Raw genomic sequence first — 18,670 nt, 5'->3', positions numbered from 1 at the left:
GGTGAGGTCAGCCGCGCCACTCCACCAGGAGCAGCGTTGCGTCGTCCGTGGTGTGTCCGCCCCGCGCCCGCTTGAGCGTGTGGGACAAGGAGCGCGCCACCGCCCGGATCCCGCGGCCGGTTCTCTCCAGCTGGTTCACCCAGTCGATCAGCTGGTCCTCTCCGAACTGCTCTTCACCCATCGCGTGTTCCTCGATGAGTCCGTCGGTGAAGCAGAGGAGGCGGTCCCCCAATTCCAGCTTCATCTCGCACATCTGCGGCTCCGGACCGCCGAAGCCGACAGGGAGGGTCGTCGGACCGGTCAGTCGGAGGGCTACATGATGATCACGTACAAGCATCGGTGACGGGTGCCCGGCGTTGACCCACTGAAGATGTCCCGTCGTGGTGTCCAGCTGCAGCATCTGCGCGGTGACGAAGTGCTCGGGGCCGAATTGGTCCGCCACAGCGCGGTCCATGAAGTCGTAGCTCTCCGGCAGCCCGGTGCCGGCGCGGCGGGCGTGGCGGTAGGCACCGATGGCCACGGTGGCCATCGTGGCCGCGTCCAGGCCGTGGCCCATCGCGTCGATCATGGCCACGTGAAGGACGTCTCCGTTGAGGGCGTAGTCGAAGCTGTCCCCCGCCACGTCATAGGCGGGTTCCAGGATTCCGGCAACGGCGACCCGAGGCATGATCATCGCCAGCGGTGGCAGCAGGGACCACTGGATCTCCGCGGCGACGCTCATCGGTTCACCGCGTCGGACACCGAAGAAGAGGTCGGAGTAGCCGTGCTTGGTCACCAGTAGGTCGGCCACCAGGCCGGCGATCCTGCGCAGTATGCGGCGGTCGTGGTCATCGACGTTGTCCAACGTCACTGCCATGACCCCGACCTGGTCGCCGCCGTCCAGCAGCGGCAGGTGAACCCGCACGCCGTCGTCTTCGGGCAGTTCGACGGGGTGAGCGTCGAGAAAGCAGCGGCCCGCCTCGGAGCCGTCGATCACCTGCGGTTCGCCGTCCGTGAGGCCGTCGCCGGGCAGGGGTACCAGCAGCAGTTGTCCGTAGTCCTGCAGCAGCACCTGCGGTCGGCGGCCCCCGAGCTGCTCCATTACGTCGGCGACCAAGGGCCCGATGAGATGGGGCGGCAGTTCGTGCGCGCGATCGAGGACCTCGCCCAGCAGAGCTTCCCCGAAGCTCTCGGAGCGGTCCGCGCGCCGTCCGGTCGTCATCCGCTCACCCGCCATGGGCCGTGCCGGTCAGGGCGGCGGGCTGGGACGACGCAGGGTTTGTCGGTGTCATCGCTCCATCGAGGGGGCGTAGACGCCCGGGTCGGCCCGGGCACGTGGGCCCGACCGGGGGCTGCTCACCTGAGTCCGGCTCCTCCTTCCGACTCCCATGTGTCCTGTCCGTCGGGGCCGCACTCGGCGAGTGCCAGCAGGCGCGGAGCCGACAGCGAGTTTCCGGGATCGGCGGCCGTGTTCAGCAGCCCGGCAGCCGCTCCGGCCGGCTCGTCCGGTGGGATCACCAGCAGTTCCCAGCGTCCCACGGTGCCGCAGTCCACAGTGATGGCATGCGTCTCGGCGGCGAGGTCGCTCAGGACCACCTCGATCACATGGCCGGGCGCCATCACCTTCTGCGGGGCATCGGGCCAGGCGGCGGTGCCCACGGTGACGCGGGTGACGGTGCCGACGCTCGGATCCAAGGAGCTGACCAGCGAAGGCAGCTCCAGTTCCAGTGCGTCGCAGCGCGGCCACCACGCTCCGTCCAGCGGACCGTGGCTGACGTCCGGCGTGAGGCGCAGCCGGGGCAGGGGCATCCGGTAGGTGTGTCCGTCACCTGGGGCTGTACCTTCGACGGGCTTGGTGATGGCGTCCATCGTGCGATCCCGTCCCGGCCGGCTTCCGGCTGCCCGTGTCTGTCGCTCGCCGGGATGGGTGCCGCCGTGGTCGTGCGCCGAAGAACTCTCTTGGTACCTGTCAGGCTACTCCCGGCCGTGCCGGACGGCACGGCCCCGCGGCCACCGCACGGAGACACGTCCGTACGGCCGACGACGGGTGGTGTGACCGCCCCGGCCGGTATGACCGTCGGCTCATCGTCCCTCTGTCAGATCATCGGCGCGCCGGGGACAGCCCTTCGAGAGGCAGGATCAACACGCAGGGGGTGACAAGGCCGGGCAGCCCGACAACCTCCCCCATGTTCTGCCAGCCCCAGGACGAGAAGGCGGCTTGTCCCGCGTGGTCGGCAGGATGCAGCAGTGCGACCCCGAGGGAGGAGTGCAGGTCGGTGAGCAGGCGCTGTTGCAGGCGGCGGGCGATGTCGCGGTGTTGAGCGTGCGGATAGGCCACGACCTGGGTGAGGACGACGAACCGCGCGCGGGAGGTGAGCCGCTGGATGCTCTCCTGGAGCGTTCCGTCGAACCTCCGGCGGCCGGAGCCGTCAGGGCCCACCGGAAAACCGAAGGAGCAACCGACCAGCACCGTTGTTTCGGCGACCAGCAGCGCGAAGCCGGGGCGGTGGGCCATGACCGCCAAGCGGTGCAGGAAGTCTCCACGGTCGTGGTACGCCTCGCAGGGGGTGCCCGCGACTGACTCCGCGGCCAGGTCCGCGAGGTCCTCGCGCATGTCTTCGGCCTGCCAGCGGGTCAGCGGGCGAAGGCGGATTCCGTCCTTGAGGACCGGCTGACCCGGCCGACGAGCGGGGTCCCCCGGCGCCCGCGTCCCGGTACGCATGAGGTCGCCGGGCACGGTGGGCGGCACGAGACTCACGGGGGCCGCAAGGAGCAGCGAAGTGGATCCAGTTGCAGCGAGGAGCTGGGTGATCTGCGCGCACGGGTGGTGCAGCCGCAGGCAGGCGTGTACCCGGCCGGCGCGCCGTGACGCCGACAGGAGGACGTCCAAGCCCCTGGCGTCGCAGGAGCCGACCGTGGTCAGGTCGATGTCGATCACGGTGACACCGTCCAGCAGACACCGCTCCAATGCGGCCCGCAGCAGCGGTGTCGTGGCCGGACCGATGTCACCGGCGAGCGTGACGAGCGTCCGCTCCCCTCGGTTCCGCCGGTGGATGTCCAGCCGGGAAAGGGCCATCACGCCTCCTCTGGGCGGGGGGCGCGGACCGGTGCGGGTGCTCAGTGCGGCCGCTGCCGGCATGAGCTTGCGCGGAGTTGCTTCGACTGCGGCGGACATGATGCCGACCCGTCTCCGCGCCGACCACTGGGGCGGCCCGGGGGTTCGTTCCTCGCCGAGGACGACCCGGCGTGGCGGCCGGAGTGCGTGATGTCCTCGGTACGTCAACCGTACGCCGGCCGCAACCGGAAGCGGCTGCGCCGAGGGGTGCCAGGAGTACCGTGGAGAGAGTCGAGGGTATCTCGTACACCGGTGACAGGGCTGGTCTCGTCCTCGGCGCGCGGCATGGTGGGGGGCCGCGTGACACCTCACGGGCCGTTCGCACGGTCCGGGACAGGTTCCGTCCGATGACTACCGAATCCCTGCACTCACCGTACTCATTCCTGACCGTGGACGTTCCGGACGACCTTCCCGTCGAGCGCAGGGTCGAGGTGCGCATCGTCTCCATGGACGCCGAAGCGGCCCGCCACGTCGCGGACGCTCTCCGACTGCTGTTCGCCGGGGGCGAGCAACGCAGTTATCCGGCGCTCCCGTCGGGGAGAGGGACGCGTCTGCACCTCACGCTCGACCCCGCCGAGCGGGGCGTCGGCCCGCTCCGCTCTTGGCTGGAGGCCAGCAGGCCGACGGTCGACCGGACGCATCCGGGCGAGACCGCGCGGTACGTGCGGCCGCCGGGCCGGTCGGCGCCCGTCGAACCCCCGGCCGTGGCGAGTCCCCCGCTCCCATGGCTCCAAGGGCCCTCATGACGACCATCCCTTCGCCCCACCCGCCTTCCGCCCGGCTGCGGCTGGGGGAGCAGTCCGGCGCTGGTACGGCGGGGCGCGGGGCGGCCCCACGTGGCTCCCACGGGTCAAGTCCGTAGCGGTCGGAGGTCTTTCTCTCAGGCCCGGTCAATCGCAGCGGCAGCCACATCCCCGGCCGACTGCTCGATCTGCTCGGGCACCTGCCGCTCGTCGAGCACGGAGAGGCGGCCACCAACAAGATGGGTGGTCGTCTTCCATCCGAGACGACGCCTTGCCTCCCGAGAGACGCGCCGGACGTCCTTGAGTTCTCCCAATCTCCGCTAGGCCTGCGCGTTTCACTTGCAGCGGTGTCCGGATCATGAGCGGGAACGGGAAAGTGCCTTCTGAGCTGGGATGGTGAGGGTTGTCCAAGGTCTCCGTCAGCCCAGCAGAAAGGCACTTTCTGCGTGCAGGTGCGACACGAGGTCGCGTGTGTTGAGTGGGTGCTCTTGGAGGGGAGGGTCGGCGATGTCGCCGATGACAGGGTAGCCCCGGGTCCGTGTCCGATGGCCTGTTCCCACCCGGACGTGCGTCGCTGGTAACGGCGGGGTGCGAAGCTCCGGGGAGAAGCCGAAGTTCCGCCGTTCCACCCGGCGGCAACAGGCAAGGGGAAGACCGGGCGGGCGAACACCGTGAACCCTCGATGACGTCTCGTGAAGAAAAGCCCTGCCGGTGGGATGTAGCAGCAGGGTGCAGGGCGGGCCGCTGAGATGTGGCAGGCGCCGGGCGGATTTGCATGCCGTCCGGGAGGACACCGTCGCCCCGGGATACAGAGGGCGCCCACTCCGGTCGTATCTCGCATGCGCGCAACGTGGAAACCCCGACGGAGGCCGCCGCCCGGACAGGGCTGGCGGTGGGCCGACCGTGAGGAAGGCTGATGTCTCCGGCGGGACAGGACGGCTCAATAAGCGAAGGCCGGCAGGCCGAAAGGCCAGAGGAAACCGGGACAGCACGAGCGGCGGCCTCTCCGCCGCAGTCCCGGCCAACTCGCCGGATACCGGACGGGTGTCCGGGTCCGGAAGGACGCTGACGTGAGCCGGGTGAGCCTGTGAGGAGGGACGATGACGACAGCGGCAGTGCCGAAGGACAAGTTGGACGCCACGGCTGCGGCCGGGGCGAACGGACCGGAGGGCGACTTCTTCGCGGACTGGGACAGTATCGACTGGGACCAGGCGGAGGCGAACGTACGCCGCCTGCGCCAAGCGCATCTTCACGGCATCGAGGGACGGTGACCTGGCGAAAGTCAGGAATCTGCAGAAACTGATGCTCCGGAGCCTGAGTAACACGCTGGTTCGGCAAGGTCGCCGAATTCCAGAAGCGTGGCGCACTGCACTTCCACGCGGTGATCCGGCTCGACGGCCCGGAGGGGCCCGGAACGCCGCCACCTGCCTGGGCAACGGTCGACCTACTTGCCGACGCGATTCATGCAGCCGCGGCGCACTCCTGCACGTCCGTTTCCGTCCCGTCCGCCGGGGACCAACCGGCCCGGTCCTTCCGTTGGGGAACACAGCTCGACGTCCGCCCGGTGACGGCATTCGGCGACGGCTCCGACATCACCGAACAGGCCGTTGCCTCCTACGTCGCCAAGTACTCCACCAAGGCAGCCGAGAACACCGGCACCCTCGACCGCCGTATCGGGGAACTCGCCGAGCTCAACCGCCACCAGGTCCCGGACCACACCCGCCGCCTGATCACCGCATGCCGCGACCTGGACGGCCTCTACCCGGACCGGCGCCTCTGGGCCTGGGCGCACATGCTCGGCTTCCGCGGTCACTTCTCCTCCAAGTCCCGCCGTTACTCCACCACTCTCGGCGCTCTCCGCCAGGCACGCGCCGACTACCGCGCCACCCAAGAGGCCGCCGCCCTGGGCTTGGACGCCCGCGAACCGGACACCGTCCTCGTCCTCACCGACTGGCAGTACGCCGGCCACGGCCACACCCCCGGCGAATCCGCCCTCGCCGCCTCAATCACCCGGGACCTCCAGCTCAACCGCGAGACGGCGCGTGAAGCACTGCAAGACCAACTCGCCCTGGAAGGAGCCGCAGCATGAACACCGCCGTCACCGCCGAACTGCTGACCGTGCCGGAAGTCATGGCGCGTCTCAAGGTCGGACGCTCGAAGGTCTACGACCTGATCCGCTCGCGCCGTCTCGTCTCGATCAAGATCGACGGGGCTCGTCGTATCCCCGACGTCGCCGTTCGTGACTTCGTCCTCGGCCAGATCGAGGACGCTGCCTGACGGCCGGTCCGCGCAAGCGCAATCCCAACGGCGCCGGCACCATCACCAAGCGCAAGGACGGCCGTTACCAGTGCGCGGTCTACGTCCTTCAGCCGGACGGCACCCGCGCCCGCAAGTTCGCCTATGGCAAGACCTGGGCCGAGTGCGACGCCAAGCGCCGGGAACTGCTCGACAAGGTCGACCAAGGCGTGCCCGTGCCCACCCGCTCGGCCAAGCTCTCCGAGTGGCTGCCGTACTGGCTGGACAACGTCATCAAGCCTCGGCGGAAGCTCAGTACGTACGACAAGTACGAGGCGCATGTTCGGCTGTACCTGGTGCCGTTGATCGGCGCCAAGCGTCTCGAATCGCTCGGCGTCGCCGACGTACGCCGCTTCCTCGTCCGCCTGGAGAAGGGGACCACTGCGGCAACCGCCAAGGAGTCTCACCGCGTCCTGCGGTCGGCGCTGTCCTCCGCCTGCCGGGAGGAACTGATCACGCGCAACGTCGCCAAGCGCGTCGAGCCGCCCCGCACCGACAACCGCGAACTGAAGCCATGGACTCTCGACGAGACGCTGGACTTCCTCACGGCCTCCCGCAAGGAACCGCTGTACGCGGCCTTCGTGCTCGCCATCGCCATGGGGCTCCGCCGGGGTGAGATCGTCGGCCTCCGCTGGTCGGACCTCGACCTGGACAACCGCGTCCTCCACGTCCGCCAGCAGACCCAGCGCCGTCGGGGCGTCCTCTACGACGACGATCCCAAGAGCCGCCGTCGCCGGGTCGTCCCGCTGCCCGCCCTCTGCATCGCACCCCTGCGCTGGCACCGGATGCGGCAGGCAGCTGCGCGTGCCAAGGCGGGGGAGCGGTGGCAGGAGTCCGGCTACGTCTTCACCACCCGCACCGGCCGCCAGGTCGAGCCGCGGAACGTCTACCGCTCCTTCACCCGCGTCGCCGAGTCCGCCGGCCTCCGCGTGATCCGGCTGCACGACGCCCGGCACGGCACGGCCACTCTCCTTACGGCAGCCGGAGTCGCGCCCCGCGTCGTGATGGAGATCCTCGGGCACTCTCAGATCAGCATCACCATGGACGTGTACACGCACGTCGTGCAGGACACGCAGCGGGAGGCCATGAGCCACATGGACCGGCTGCTCAGAAGGCGTCCCGGTCGTCAGTGACCGTCGCCGTTGATGTCAATGGTGGATGTCAAAGCAGAGGGGTCACCTCCGAAAATCCGGAGATGACCCCTCTGACCTGTGTGCCCCCGGCAGGATTCGAACCTGCGACACCCGCTTTAGGAGTGGGATTGGATCCTTGCCGGGGGGTGACTGGGGCTGCCGTGTGGTGCTGTTCTGCCTGATCAGCGCCACACGGTACAGGGGGTGCACCAGTCTGTGACGGCTAGTCCCACACCGTCCGCTCACGCATCGCTCACGCATGTGGGACGTTCTCACCTGCGGCGGAGTGAGTGTCTCTGGGCAGCTGTCGGACGTGCGCCCCCGCCCCGGGTAGACAGGAAAGATCCCGAGAGGGCCATCTGCTGCTGCGCTACAAGGGCGGGACAGAGCCGGAACTGGTGGAGCCCTGGCGTGCGCCCCTGGCCCTACTCGATGGCCGCCGAGCGGTTCGCTGTGGGCGGTCGGCGGTTCGGCGTTCCGGTCCCGGACCGGCCAGATGCTGTGCGGGATCCTGTTCGTGCTGCACACCAGCGTCCAGTGGGAACACCTTCCCCAGGAGCTCGGCTTCGGGTCCGGTATGGCGCGCTGGCGACGGCCGAGGGACTGGAATGAGGCCGGGGTCTGCAGCAGATGCATGAGGTACTGCTGGCCGAGCTGAATGCCGCCACCCGCCTCGACTGGTCGAGAGCGGTCGTCGACTCCAGCCACGTCAGAGCGTTGGAACAGGAATGCACCTCCACTCAGTGATCAGAAGTTGAGAGAGTGTGGTTGTACGACTCGGATCCGAGGGAGACGGAGCCACCCGCCTTGATCATTCTGGACGCGAACATCCTCAAGTCGACCTCGCTGCGGAGTCCCGCCGCCGACATGCTCCGCGCGATCCGGGCCGCGAAGGTGGAGCGGGTCGCGGCTCCTTGGATAGCCATGGAGGAAATCGCCGCGCAGCAGGTCCTCAGCTACCAGGCGAAACACGATGCGGTTTTGGAGGCAGTGGATACCCTGCGCAAGGCCACCCCTTGGGCAGACATCGTGCACCCTAAGCGGTTCGACGACGAGCACGTACGCAAGCACTGGCGGGCGCGGTACTCGGAGATCGCGGATGTCATCGAGACGCCCGCGTCCGCCTACCAGATGGCGATGTTCCGCGAGACGAACCTCCTCGCCCCGTGCAAGACCGTCAACAGCGGCAAGAACAAGACCGGTGCCCGAGATGCCGCGATCTGGCTGACGGCCGTCGAGTACGCCAGGAAGCACCCGAAGGAGACCGTCTACTTCGTTAGCAATAACACGGAAGACTTCGGTGACGGCACGTCCTTCCCCTCACCCATGGACAAGGACCTCCGGGGCCTGGAGAACCGGTTCTTCCTCTTCACCTCGCTCGACGGCGTCCTGAAGAAGTTCGCCACCGAAGTTGACGCAGAGGTCGAGGACGTCCAGGCGCTCCTGGGCACCGAGGAGAGCCATACAGCGGTCTTGGAAGCTGCCCGGGGTGCGAGCCGGCGCTTCCGGAGGGTCTATGGATCCGTGCTGTACGAGGACGGAATGCGCGGGACCCTGAGCAGCGCTCGGGGGTGGGACCCGCGAGCAGTTGCTCTCGACACTGTGTCGGAGGTCAGCGCCCGCGAGATCGACGGGCATAAATGGTTCACTGCGTCCGTGCGCTGGCTGTTCGCGGAAGACGGGCATCAAGTTCGCCGGTTCGGCAGGGAGTGCGACAGGGTTGCCTACGCTTGGCAGACGCGCGTCCTGCTGAGCCCAACGGCTTCGGACAGCAGCTTGACAATTCTCGACTCGAAGCGTCCTGGCCCGGTCAGTAGGGACGACGTCCCTAACGTTCCGATCATCGTCGAGTCTGAAGAGCTGACAGCACTGTTGGAGGCAGCGCTCGCTGGCGACCTCTCAGGCTCGTCCGTGCAGTTTCGGCAGATCTTGAACGCTCTGAGGCACGGCATGACCGACCGCAGCACTCGGGAAACGGCGCTGCGTCTCTTGGCCGATAAGGATGACGCCGCAGCCTTCAGGTTGCTGAGGAACGCAGTGCACGATCTTGGTGAGGAGGACACTGACGAAGCGCCGTAGCGGCGATGAGCGGCTGACGGGGCAGTCGGCCGCCCGCGCCTAATGGTGGAGGTCTTAGCCCAGGCCGTAAGCCTGGAGGTAAGGCAACTCGGCATCGGTGGCTCGCAAGAAGTGAGGTTCTCGCGCCCTGCCGCCAGCCGTACGGCAAGCGACTTCAGGGGATGCGCCGCAGTTGCGGCACTCCCAATCTAGGGCTTCCTTCAGGCCCTGTTCCTTGATCTCATCCAGCACGGCTCTGCGCTGCCCCCACCAAGCGTCTCTCTCGGCATTTCCGGAGGGCGGCTGTGATTCCTGGCTGTGGCGAAACAACCTCTGTCGTTCCGGGTCGGCAAGCGGACCGGACAGTGGTTTGGTGGTGACTGCAGTTCCAGCTGCTCTTTCGTTCGCTTCCAGCTCAGCCCCCAGGGCTTCCACCCGCCGGCGCAAATGGTGCTCAAAGTCAGTCAGCGTCGCCTCAGGATGTGTCGCTGAAAATTCTAGGATTTCGAAGTGGAAGGCGCGCAAAGTGTGAAGTGTTTGCTGTCCCTTATGGTTTATGAAATTGCGCATTGCGGGTCAGTTTCCCTTTCTTTGCGCGCCGTGGAAATTAATGGGAGGGTAATTTCAGGATGGTGCCATTAGTCCAGTGGAATTGAGTGAGGAGGCGGCGCGTGAGTTGAACATCGGGATGATTTGGCCCCAATTCCCGGAGTCCCCTCTCTAGGAGGTTAGATAGGATCGCTATGCCTTCCGTGAGGTCGCCGTATTTGCCCTTCCAGTAGCCAAGATTATGAAGGAGCGCTCGGATATTCGGATGATGCGCCTCAAGGTCCGACTCCTCCTCCAGGAGAGCGGTATAGTCCGTGATTGCTCCCGAGATGTCACCCGAGCACCCCTTCCACCAGGCAAGGCTTGTGCGCAGGGAGCGGACGGCTCCGTGGTTCAAGCCCAGATACTGGCCGAGCCCTTCAGCAAGTTCGGCGTATTGATCGACTGCTCCCGCTGCGTCTCCAGATCTCCCGCACTGTTCGGCGAGGCTGGTGAGACCGCTCAAAAATGCGTCGAATTCCTCTTCTGTCATCCGTTCGGGATCGATTTGCTGGTGACGTATGGAGAGCACTTCCTTGATGCCATCCGTGGCTAGCGTCGTGTCGCCAGCCACACCTTGCCAGTAGGAAAGGTTATGGCGAACATCCAGAGCAAAGAGATCGGTTGCCCCACGGTCCTTCACGGCATCCTCAAGAACTTCCGCGAGTTCTGCTACGGCAGTGGCTACCTCTCCGGCTTCTCCCCTGACGTTGGCTAGAACCCGGCGAGTGGCCAACGTGAGGTGGTCCGTCGGCCCGAATACCCGCTGCGTTTCGCCCAACAGATCTACTAGCGCGGTGGAAGCACTACCCAGGTCTCCCGCGCGCCACTGCCAATAGGCGAGGTTGTGTCGCGTTGCAAGCGTGTGCCGATTGTCCGAACCTAGTCGGAGGTTGGCTTCCTTTGCCAGTTGGCGAAAATGCTCCAGAGCGGCATCGAATTGGCAATCGGCACCAAGGCTGGCGCCGAGCTGCGGGATCAACGGGTGCGGCTCAGGGTCCCACAGGTCGCCTTGTGCGTTCTGAATCACTGCTAGAGCATTGGCAAGAAAGTCATCCTTGTCGGCCCTGTCATTCCGGTGCTCGTCGACGGTAGCCAAGAGCGAGTCAGCGGCTGAACGGGTCATATCAGCACGATCGATGGGTGAGAGTGACTCGCGTATGGCGCGTTGGACGAGTTGATGGACTCGAATGCGTGGGTGGGGCGCATCCGGAGAATGCTCAATCAGGCTGAGACGGTGCAGAACTCGCAGGGCCGCACGTGTTTTGTCGCCAGAGACGCTGTACTCCGCCTGATGGCCCTCACAGCGGTCTCTGCGAGCGATGAGGTAGGCGAGGGCGGGCGGGCTGGTGAGAGCGTGTTCAGGAATACCGTTCGGGTCCATGGCCGAGGCAAGCTGGAGCACCGGCCGGGCCAGACCAGCGGGGCGCAAAGTATCGGCGCGGTCGAGAGACAGGCTCCAGGCGGCGGCCACGGTGTGGGTTTGGTCGTCGGGTAGGACGTCGGGGGCGGCGTCGGCCAGCGAACGAGTGCGGTCGGCCAGCAGGCCCCGGTAGACCTGGCAGCTGATGCCAGCGTCGATGATGTAGGCGGCAGCCTGAGATAGCGCAAGCGGAAGCTGGCCCAAGTCGTCGGCGAGGGCGGTGAGCTGCTCTTCGGGCTCGATACGGCCGTAGGCGGCCAGAGCACTCGTGACGTAGGCCAGGGCCTGGGCTGCAGTGAATAGGCCGACCTCGATCAGGCGTCTACCACCCCCGGTCAGGGCGGCGTCCTTGCGTCGGGTGGTGGCCAGGGCGCGGCCGTGCGGGCTGGCTGGCGGCCACCACCCACTCAGGTCAACGGGGTCGGCGATGTCGTCCAGAACCACAAGCCAGCGGCATGGGCTCGACTGCGACTTGGGCTCCAGCCAGGCCAGGAACTCCCTCGCCGCCTCTTGGCCACCTGGGTCAACGCCCAAGATCTCCACCGCAGCCTGGGCATAGCCAGCTACGACGGCGCTACGGCTGTTCGCAGTGATCCACACCAGCACATCCAGCGTGCCAGCCTCCCAGGCAGTGCGCGCATAGTGGGCGGCTAGCTGAGTCTTACCAACCCCGCCCATCCCTGCCAGTACCCCGCTCGTCGGCACTCGGTCTGCAGATTCGACGACCGCGGTACCGCCGCTGGCCAGCAGCTGGGCCAGTCGGCTGGTCTCGACCCGGTCCTGGAACCACTCCGCTTGAGATGGGATCACCCCGACCTGACACGGCCATGTGGCAGGCACGCGTGGCGCGGCCTGGTAGATGACCCCGACTGCTGTGCTGTTGTGGGCGGCATGGACCGCTACCCTCTCGGGCATAGCGGTGCTCGCGGACTGTGGTGGTGGGCTTGGAGCTGCCGGTCCGTTCAGCCCTGGGACGGATCCGGCGCCGGAGGGGGGCCGATCTGCGCGCCTCCGTGAATGACTCCGGCTGCGATCGAGCCTCCCTCTGCGCGGATGCCTATGCTGCCACCAACGGCCAGCCCACCCGGGCCGGCCGATACTCCGCTGTGGGGGGTGTGCTGGGCGAGCAGGGCACGCAGTTCGTCGGCGGCCTGGTCGCACTCCGTCTCATCCAGGCTCTCCAACATGGCCTCGATCCGGGCCTGCCAGGTCGCCTCTTGGCGAATGCGTACCCGATCCACTGTGTCCGCATCAGAGGCTTCGAGTGCAGATGCGGTCTGGTCCAAGCGCTCCAGCTCTGCCTGCTCGCGTTGTCCGTCGCCGCGCCCGAACCACCGTGCAATCGCCTGCCGCAACCCTGTCCATGCCTCCGTTCCGGCGGCCTCCACCACCGCGATGCCGCCCGCTGCGGCTACAGCCGCCAACGCCTCCTCCAGCACCTTGTGCCCCCTTGCTTTGCCGCCGATCCGTGGTAGCTGACTGAAGAGTGTATCGGTCAACAACCGTCTGGTCCTGGCTAGATTACGCTGGGCGGCATTCTATAGTCGCGAATCCACGCGAAGTTCACGCCCCGGGCAGGTAATCAACAGCTCGAATCGGTGAGTCAGTTATCGCATAACACGCCACGATGCCGAAGACGCCGTTCTGGGCCGTTGACGGAGGCCCAGAGTCGGGTGATCAGCCGTCAGGAATTCATGCGACGACCTTGAGTGGGACTTGCCCTTGGAGGGGGTGGGCCCGTCATGGACTGATGTCATCACCCCAGCATCTGGCCTTCAACACCCTGATGATGAAGTGCCGTTGCGCTCTGTGCAGTATCATCGGCAACAGCGGGCCTCTAGCCCCGCGCACCTGTGCGCCCCGGTAAAACGGGAGGGCAGGACAAGCCAGCAATGCTGACGGGGATGTGACCGCCAAGGCACCCCGCGACGCTAGTCAGCGGAGTTGGTGGTTTCCGCCACGTCGTTTCATGTCGGACAGTAGTGCCCCGGGCTGAGAGCAACAGTCCAAACGAGAACATTTTGCGTGCAGCGTCAGCGCAGGTGTCTCGACCCGAATGAAGGAACGCCCATTCGGTTCGAGCTGCCTGCAGCGTGGACCCTTTGGGTGTTCCCCCGAACACGAAAGGGACGTCGGTGGACGGCGCAGCCATCCTCTTCATTCTCGCCATCGCTGGTGTGGTCGCAATCTTCCTCTTCTCCGTGAAGGGGGTGCTGGACCAAGTCCCCGGTGTGCTCGACTCCGCTGGGCGCGCGCGTGATGCGTGGGAACGATTCAAGGGCGAGGGTGACAACCCTCGTGAGCTGCCGCCCTGCGCGGACGACGAGGAGCCGCCCATTGCCGGGTAGGGCGTCCCGGGTTCCGGTAGCACCACGGAGCGCATGAGACCCCGGGCCTCCCAGGCCCGGCGTGCACGCGAGAGGCCCGGGAGAATGCCGTCCCGGGCCTCGTGCTGGTCAGCGGGTGGAGCCGCCGGGCTCAATCTCATCGGGCTGTCGGTTCTCTTGCTCAGGCAAGAGGCGGTTGACCATCACCTCTGGGGTCGACTGCATGTCGAGCGCCTTCATGGCTGCCGCCGAGTTGAGCCGATCGCGCACCGCCGGATCGTCGACACGATCGATAAAGGTGGTGGCGGTCTCCATCTTGTGATCGAGGTCGATCTTGACGTCCATCCGGTCGGCCTGTTCTGTGACGTGGGCCCTGGCACGTCGGGCGTGAACCGCCAGCGCGCCACCGCCGCCCGTGATCAGTGCACCCGTCAGGAACGTCACGACCGGCAGGTAGCTGAGGTCCGGATTCCCGGCGTGCACCAGTCCCAGGACAGCCGCAGTCAGGATGATGGCTGCGCCGCCAGCCATGAACCAGACGCTCAGCCGGAACGTCCACTCGGCTTGCTTGAGCGAGTGCTTCAGAAAGTCGAAGAAGAACTTCTGTCGCTGCTCAGCGAGGGTCTCACCGTCGGCCTTCTGAGCGCTGTTTGTCTCAGCGCGCTGATCCGCACCAACATTGATGACACTGCCGGTAACGCTGCCGATGTGCACCACACCGCACCGTGATTGCTGACCTGCCCCCATTCTTCGTCGCCTTCTGCTGGCACCGCGTAACTCGAATCGTCCATGTCGTCTCTCGACATGTCGTCCCCCCGTCCGGCGCAACCGCCGCTGCTCCAACTTCGGTCAGAGTAGCGGCGGCAGGACTGTCAGGCGGCGATGGTGACGCGGAACCGAATCGGAGCCAGAGCGGCACCCGGCGCGGAGACGGCGCTGACCCGCACGGGCACGGTCGGACTCTCGACGTCCCGGCCCCCGGACAGCCGTGATACTGGCCGACGCGGAGGCCCGAACCATCGGGCGCTTAACTGGCGTACACGATGGTTGAGACAGCCGAGGAGAAACTGGACCTCCTTCGCTGGCAATTCCGCGGGACTTGACGCGGTACGGCCTACTCCAGGCCCTGGTGCCGTCGCTCGGCCTCTCGGTCCTCCCGCCGGGCGTCAGCTTCGTACGACTCCGCAAGCCCTTTGAGCAACTTTCTGGTTCGCGGCCACGCGCGTGCACGTTCGGCCTGTTCCCGGAAGGACCGGGCCAGCTCCGATTCTTGAGCTCCGCCATCCAGGAGTCCCCGGCTGGTCACACCTCGTTTGTTGTAGATACCGATTCTGAGACCTAGTTCGAGATCGCTACTGTTGATCTCTTCAAGTAGGTCTCGGACAGCCTCCGGGACCTGCACGTTGTCCGGGTCGCGTGGGGCGAAAGCGAGTACCTGACCGATCTGCTCGTCACCGATCCTGGCGCGATCTCTGGCAGCCAGTTCTGTCCGTGCCGCCATCACCCACGTGCGCAGTGCAACCGGGTCGAGGGTCCCATCGGCCGTAAGTCCGGGACATGTACGCAAAGCGTGAAGGACGCTGTAGGCGCGGCTCGCGAGACTGCGTCTATTCTCCTGCTCGACGGGACCTTCCACGTCCTCTTCGGCAGTGGTGCTGGGGCGGAAGGACCACGTCACCAAATCTGCGAATGTCTCGGGGTCCTCAACCAGCGTCTTGTGGAGGGTTGGGGCCTCAGCGTCGAATCCGAGCGCAGGGAAGAGCTGCCACTCCAGATTGAGGATGCGTTGACGTCCGACGTGCTCGTGATGCCGGGCCAGCAGCGCGAAGAGATCCTGGAAGCGTGAACTGAGTTGCCCAATCTCAGGATCGCTCCACCCAGCTGCAATGAGGTCTTCAAGCCCGGTGACGACGATCTCAGCGGCCTCTGCGGTCTCCCCTTCTCTGTCGTATAGGAGGATGACGGCCAGCGCCGCTGCGGGACGGCCTGCGCTCAACAGCGACCGAGCTGCATCAAGAGCTTGCGGGAAGTCGGAGCCGAGCCCGAAGTAGGAGAACTCACGCCAATAATGTCCTGCTACTTCCGGACTGAGTTCGGCGAGCTTGGACCAAGCGGTGGCTGGCTTCGGGGCGAGCCGCAGGATCGTTGCCTGAGTCTGCGGATCCTTTGTGAGAGAAAGAAGCCTGTCGCGGAGATCACTCCCCTGGGCCCACATGCGCCGACGCAGGTACCCTGTCGCAACCTCCTTGGCTGGTGAGGCGTCCGCCTCGAGCCAGGACAGCAACTCTTGGTCATGGTCTTCGGAGTGCTCTGCCAGAGCGATGCCCACCAGATCTGCGAACTCCGTTGCGGAGGCCAGCGCCACGAGGGCCCCCAGTCCTCCGTCCGCGATTGTCTCCCCAACCGCTGCGGCCCGCCGGGCGAGGATTTCCGCGTCGTAGGCGGCGAAGTCGTCACGTCGCCTGATGTCGCCGAGCGTGATCCAGTGGGATTGGAACAGCCAGGCGTGCCGCTGCACCGGATTCCGAGGCTCCAGCGCTTCGCACGCGGCTTGCAGAGGGCGAAGCTCGTCCGCGGGAAGCGCCCATGCGGCGTCCGAATACTCCTGGTGCCGGGAGATCTGATCGTGCAGCGCGTGGTGGAGAACCGCACGCTGATCGTCATCTTCCAGGCCGTCGGCCAGCTCGGTCAGCCGTTGCGCGACCTCAGCGCGATGCTTGGGAGGTAGATCGTCGATTTTGCCGATCAGGTCCACATACAGCTCGGGCGCGGCATTGAGTTCGTCGAGGAGCAGGTCGACAACGGCGGTGGTAACACTCCATCGATCACGGGGGGTGACGGCGGTGTCCCTTTTCCAGTCACGGAAACGCGGACCAGGGTGGCCCATCTGCACCGCATGACTGTCAGGAACGAGTTGGAGGAGCAACCTGCGGCCGACTACCGGGTGCCTCCGCGCCAGGCGTTGGATCACTCTGATGCGGTCCTCGGCGCGGGCGGTCGTGTTGGGAGCCCATGCGCTGAGAATCCCCACCAGACTCGCGAGGGGACGATTCGAGAGTCGGCCGCCCGGGTCCACGACGGCCAGCGCGGCCAGCACGTCGACTGCGTCATCGAGGTGCTCCGGAGACCATGCCAGGATTTCCAAGGACCACAGGAACCTTGTGTGGGCAGAGCTGGATCCCAGCCCCATGTTGTCAGGCTGGTTGTCGGTGAACATGGCAGCGTGAAGAGGCGTGGTACCACTGAGGCCCTCGTGTATCGCTTCTATGAACTCCTCCGGGGCGGCCTCAGCCAGCAAGGTGAGCACATCGCCCAGGGAGCGCCACAGGCTGTACGTGTCATCAGCGTTGGCCTGCTCCAGCAGATCACGGACCATCAGCCGTGCCCATCGATCCCCCGTGACGCCTTGGGGGCCCCGGAGGTCCGCGCCCAGGGTGCCCAGGAGGGCGAGCGACTGGGCGAGCCCTGCGCGAAGGGTGTCTGAGAAGCGCCGTCTCACGCCCATCACCCCGGCCCTCCACCGCTCGCCCGGGTCTAGGTCGAGAATCGGGTCCGTTTCAGTCAGTACCTCCAAGACTGCCGTTCGGAAGACGTGGAGATCGTCGCTGGTTAGGGATGTACCGAGCAAGGTCCAAGCGTCCTCGGCTGCGAGCACGTGCCAGATTTCTTCCAGGTGGCCGAGGAAAGGGATGTCGGTCCCGGCGGCGAGCTCCCGGGCCCGTTCCTGCAACTTTTCGTACTCAAGTCCCAAGCACTGTCCAACCACACGGCGGTCTTCCCGGTTGTCCCCGTTCCAGGAATTCAGCAGGAGCAGCCGCCGGCGGACCACATCGAGCGTCGAGGCCCGTTCCGGTGTGAGTGGCTCCGGGTGGTGAGCCAAGGCTCGCCGCAGCGCGAGCAGGCTGCGGCGACCGAGCGTGCCGAACCGGGCCGCACGCTCGTACGACATGCCGGCGGACCGCAGCAGGGATTCGATGACCTGGCTGTGGAGCCTGGGCACCTTCACGTCGCACGGGCCGCCGGGCATCGCCGCCCACACGAGCTGGTGAGGGCGCTGCTGCGGAATTTCCCGTGCGAGCGTCGGGTCTGCGAGGACCAAGATCAAACGCTGACGCTGCGCGACCAGTTGCTCGAGACTGTTCCTGTCGGAAACGAACAGCACCCGCGCCCCCACCTGACTGGAGCCGAGGATGCCTTCCTGTTCCAGAGCAGCGGCAACGAAAGCACAAACCTCGTCGGGGCGCAGGTCACCACCTAGCGCGATCACCGACCGCCCGGTGGCGAGTACGGCACTGAAGTCGGCGGCCGCCTTCTCTCTCCCGGCCAGCACCACCGCCCGGTCCAGTGGGACGCGCGTCGAACGGAGCCAACTGTCAGTCCACCACGTTTCCAGAGACCGCACGCCCGGCAGTGCCTTCCCCAGTCGGGCAGCAAGCCATGCCGTGGTGGCGGGCGCCTGTTCCAGCCAGAGGTCGATCCCGTCGAGGTTGTACCCGCGTACCTCCCGCCACCGACCATCCTCGGTGTGGCGCGCGGCCCAGGTTCGAGCATCTCTCCACGTGTCGAGAACGACTTCCACATAGGCGACCTCTTTGGTCGCGAGCCCGCTCGGCCCTTTCGTCCTCTTCTCGTAGTCTTCCTCGGCCTTGCTGTTGCCGCCGCCAACAGACAACTCCCACACCGAGGTTCCCTCCGGCACGAACGCCGACGGTGCCGACGCTGTGACAATGCCGTCGAAACCTCCGACCGCGGTGCCGGAGCCTCCCGGCATGTCCAAGGATTCCAGCCCGCTTGCGGTCTCGGCTATCAAGCGCCTGACGAGCAGGGGGAGCACGGTATCGAAGCCCGCGTCACCACGTGCCCTGCGAAGATCGTCACGATTAATTGGCGGCCATGCAGTCATGCCCCGACGGTACTGCCACCCACCGACACTCATTTCGGATTCAACTCCGTCGACGCCATCATCGCCCGCGTCGCACCCGCAGACCGGGGTTCGACATGATTCGGCG

General features: G+C 66.3%; 14 protein-coding genes and 2 pseudogenes. 8 read left to right on the top strand and 8 right to left on the bottom strand.

Translation table 11 applies throughout. The features are described from left to right. Window positions 1-7: 7 nt before the first annotated feature. From ACFYXM_RS24760 to ACFYXM_RS24750, 3 genes are all read right to left on the bottom strand, one after another. Window positions 8-1,201, bottom strand: a complete 1,194-nt coding sequence (locus ACFYXM_RS24760) for a PP2C family protein-serine/threonine phosphatase (protein ID WP_389292419.1) — start codon at window positions 1,199-1,201, stop codon at window positions 8-10. 134 nt (window positions 1,202-1,335) lie between these two features. Beyond that, window positions 1,336-1,848: a DUF5994 family protein gene (locus ACFYXM_RS24755; RefSeq protein WP_389292417.1), complete on the bottom strand. Its 513-nt coding sequence runs from the start codon at window positions 1,846-1,848 to the stop codon at window positions 1,336-1,338. Window positions 1,849-2,080: 232 nt separating this feature from the next. Further along, on the bottom strand, window positions 2,081-3,055 hold the full coding sequence (locus ACFYXM_RS24750; RefSeq protein ID WP_389292416.1) for an STAS domain-containing protein: 975 nt from the start codon (window positions 3,053-3,055) through the stop codon (window positions 2,081-2,083). 386 nt (window positions 3,056-3,441) lie between these two features. On the opposite strand from ACFYXM_RS24750, the gene ACFYXM_RS24745 reads away from it, so the two are divergent. The 7 genes and pseudogenes from ACFYXM_RS24745 (at window position 3,442) to ACFYXM_RS24715 (ending at window position 9,344) form a co-directional block, all read left to right on the top strand. Further along, entirely contained in the window at window positions 3,442-3,840 is a 399-nt protein-coding gene (locus ACFYXM_RS24745) for a hypothetical protein (protein ID WP_389292414.1), read from the top strand. A gap of 1,097 nt (window positions 3,841-4,937) precedes the next feature. After that, a complete protein-coding gene (locus ACFYXM_RS24740; RefSeq protein ID WP_389292412.1) occupies window positions 4,938-5,108 on the top strand; it encodes a hypothetical protein in 171 nt (56 codons plus the stop codon). A gap of 59 nt (window positions 5,109-5,167) precedes the next feature. Continuing rightward, window positions 5,168-5,926: pseudogene (gene repSA, locus ACFYXM_RS24735) on the top strand (replication initiator protein RepSA); the annotation flags it as partial. After that, the gene (locus tag ACFYXM_RS24730; RefSeq protein ID WP_389292411.1) at window positions 5,923-6,114 is read left to right on the top strand and encodes a helix-turn-helix domain-containing protein; all 192 of its coding nucleotides are present in this window, start codon (window positions 5,923-5,925) and stop codon (window positions 6,112-6,114) included. The pseudogene repSA and the gene ACFYXM_RS24730, both read left to right, overlap by 4 nt. Then, window positions 6,111-7,265 (top strand): tyrosine-type recombinase/integrase, encoded by a 1,155-nt coding sequence (locus tag ACFYXM_RS24725; RefSeq protein WP_389292539.1) that lies wholly within the window; start codon window positions 6,111-6,113, stop codon window positions 7,263-7,265. Before ACFYXM_RS24730 ends, ACFYXM_RS24725 begins: the two co-directional genes overlap by 4 nt. 499 nt (window positions 7,266-7,764) lie before the next feature. After that, window positions 7,765-7,982 (top strand): annotated as a pseudogene (locus ACFYXM_RS24720) (transposase); the annotation flags it as partial. Window positions 7,983-8,072: 90 nt separating this feature from the next. Beyond that, window positions 8,073-9,344, top strand: coding sequence for a PIN domain-containing protein (locus ACFYXM_RS24715; RefSeq protein WP_389292409.1), 1,272 nt, complete (start codon window positions 8,073-8,075; stop codon window positions 9,342-9,344). 54 nt (window positions 9,345-9,398) lie between these two features. Here the strand turns inward: ACFYXM_RS24715 and ACFYXM_RS24710 are convergent, their stop codons facing one another. The 3 genes from ACFYXM_RS24710 to ACFYXM_RS24700 all read right to left on the bottom strand — a co-directional run bounded on the left by ACFYXM_RS24710 (window position 9,399) and on the right by ACFYXM_RS24700 (window position 12,833). Beyond that, window positions 9,399-9,893: a hypothetical protein gene (locus ACFYXM_RS24710; RefSeq protein ID WP_389292407.1), complete on the bottom strand. Its 495-nt coding sequence runs from the start codon at window positions 9,891-9,893 to the stop codon at window positions 9,399-9,401. A 37-nt stretch (window positions 9,894-9,930) separates the two neighbouring features. After that, the gene (locus ACFYXM_RS24705) at window positions 9,931-12,012 is read right to left on the bottom strand and encodes a tetratricopeptide repeat protein (protein ID WP_389292537.1); all 2,082 of its coding nucleotides are present in this window, start codon (window positions 12,010-12,012) and stop codon (window positions 9,931-9,933) included. A gap of 284 nt (window positions 12,013-12,296) precedes the next feature. Continuing rightward, window positions 12,297-12,833, bottom strand: a complete 537-nt coding sequence (locus tag ACFYXM_RS24700) for a hypothetical protein (protein ID WP_389292405.1) — start codon at window positions 12,831-12,833, stop codon at window positions 12,297-12,299. Between the two features lie 636 nt (window positions 12,834-13,469). On the opposite strand from ACFYXM_RS24700, the gene ACFYXM_RS24695 reads away from it, so the two are divergent. Continuing rightward, window positions 13,470-13,682 (top strand): hypothetical protein, encoded by a 213-nt coding sequence (locus ACFYXM_RS24695; protein WP_389292404.1) that lies wholly within the window; start codon window positions 13,470-13,472, stop codon window positions 13,680-13,682. Between the two features lie 108 nt (window positions 13,683-13,790). Here the strand turns inward: ACFYXM_RS24695 and ACFYXM_RS24690 are convergent, their stop codons facing one another. Further along, complete coding sequence (locus ACFYXM_RS24690; RefSeq protein ID WP_389292403.1) at window positions 13,791-14,375, bottom strand: hypothetical protein; 585 nt, start codon at window positions 14,373-14,375, stop codon at window positions 13,791-13,793. Window positions 14,376-14,775: 400 nt separating this feature from the next. Then, on the bottom strand, window positions 14,776-18,564 hold the full coding sequence (locus ACFYXM_RS24685) for a hypothetical protein (protein WP_389292402.1): 3,789 nt from the start codon (window positions 18,562-18,564) through the stop codon (window positions 14,776-14,778). Between the last annotated feature and the right edge of the window lie 106 nt (window positions 18,565-18,670).

Source organism: Streptomyces sp. NPDC002476, assembly GCF_042889785.1.
GTDB lineage: Bacteria > Actinomycetota > Actinomycetes > Streptomycetales > Streptomycetaceae > Streptomyces.
Note: the sequence above shows the minus strand (reverse complement) of the source record. Positions and strands in the feature narration are given on the sequence as shown.